Consider the following 1,340-nt stretch of genomic DNA (forward strand, 5'->3'; position numbering starts at 1 on the left):
CCCGCCCAATGCCCGCGTGACGCTTTCCTCGCCATAGAAATGGGTTTCGAGGTCTTGGACGTCGAGGAGCACGTCATTGGCCACTGTCGTATGCATTTGCATATCATCGCCTCCGCTTCGCGCGAGGATCGAACAGGTCGCGCAAACCATCCCCGAGCACGTTGACGGCAAGGACTGTGACGGCAAGGCAGATACCGGGGGCGAAGATTGTCAATGGGGCGATGGCCAGGTATAGGCGCGAACTGGCGATCATGTTGCCCCAACTCGGAATCTCGGGCGGCACGCCGACGCCGAGGAAGCTCAATCCCGCCTCCGTCAGGATCGCACTGGCGCAGACCGTGGCGCTTTGGACCATCAGCGCCGGAACTGTGCTCGGGAGGATATGTCGCCAGAGCACCTTAGGCAGGCGCGCCCCGCCGCACAGCGAGGCCTCCACATAGGGACGCTCGCGAACACCCAGAACCACCGAACGAACCAGTCGCGCGACGGCTGGCGTCTCTGGGATCGCGATGGCGACGATGAGGATGCCTATTCCAGGCCCTGTCAGAGAAATGAGCGCAATGGCCAGCAGGATCGTCGGGATCGACATCAGACCGTCCATGACCCGCATGGCGACGTTGTCGAAGCTGCGGCTGTAGCCGGCCATGATACCGATCAGAAGCCCGGCAAGAGCCGCGCATGCCGCCGACAGCAATCCGACCATGAGGGAGATGCGGGCGCCGAAGATCGTTCTGGCAAACACGTCGCGGCCCAGATTATCGGTCCCGAACCAGATCTCGGCAGATGGCAGTTGGAGACGCTTGAACGGGTCCATGTTCACCGGATCTCCGGCGTAAAGGGGTCCAACGAGCGCCAGAATAATCATACGCGCCAGCAGGCCGCCACCTACCAGGACCAGCGGGTGTCGCCTTGCCAGACGGGGAAGATGGGATAGTTGCAACCGCCCTATCGGCACGGCGTCAATTGGTGCAGAGGGGAGGGTCATCTCAATACCGGATGCGCGGATCGATCAGCGTATAAGCAATATCGACCGTGAGATTGATGAGAACGTACAGACCCGAAGTCAGGATGAGTACACTCTGAATGATCGGATAGTCGCGGTTGTTGATCGCATCCACGACCAGGCGGCCGATACCAGGTATGTTAAACACCGTTTCGGTGAGAACTACCCCACCGATTAGATAGGCGAAGCTGATGCCGATAACGGTCAGGATGGGGACGCCGGCATTTTTCAAGGCATGGTGGATAAGCAGGGCATACGACGAAGCGCCCTTGGCGGCGGCCGTTCGCATATAGTCTTCCGACAAGACCTCAAGCATGCTCGCCCGCGTTACCCGTGC

General features: G+C 60.3%; 2 protein-coding genes and 1 pseudogene. All 3 read right to left on the reverse strand.

Annotation, left to right across the window (positions count from 1 at the left end):
- Positions 1-102: pseudogene (locus tag AC4FWB_RS34160) on the reverse strand (peptide ABC transporter ATP-binding protein); the annotation flags it as partial.
- Between the two features lies 1 nt (position 103).
- Positions 104-985 (reverse strand): ABC transporter permease, encoded by an 882-nt coding sequence (locus tag AC4FWB_RS34165; protein WP_491030608.1) that lies wholly within the window; start codon positions 983-985, stop codon positions 104-106.
- A gap of 1 nt (position 986) precedes the next feature.
- The coding region (locus tag AC4FWB_RS34170) for an ABC transporter permease (protein ID WP_491030609.1) at positions 987-1,340 on the reverse strand (354 nt) is incomplete at its 5' end.

The sequence above is a fragment of the Mesorhizobium sp. LEGMi-168a genome, assembly GCF_058312955.1.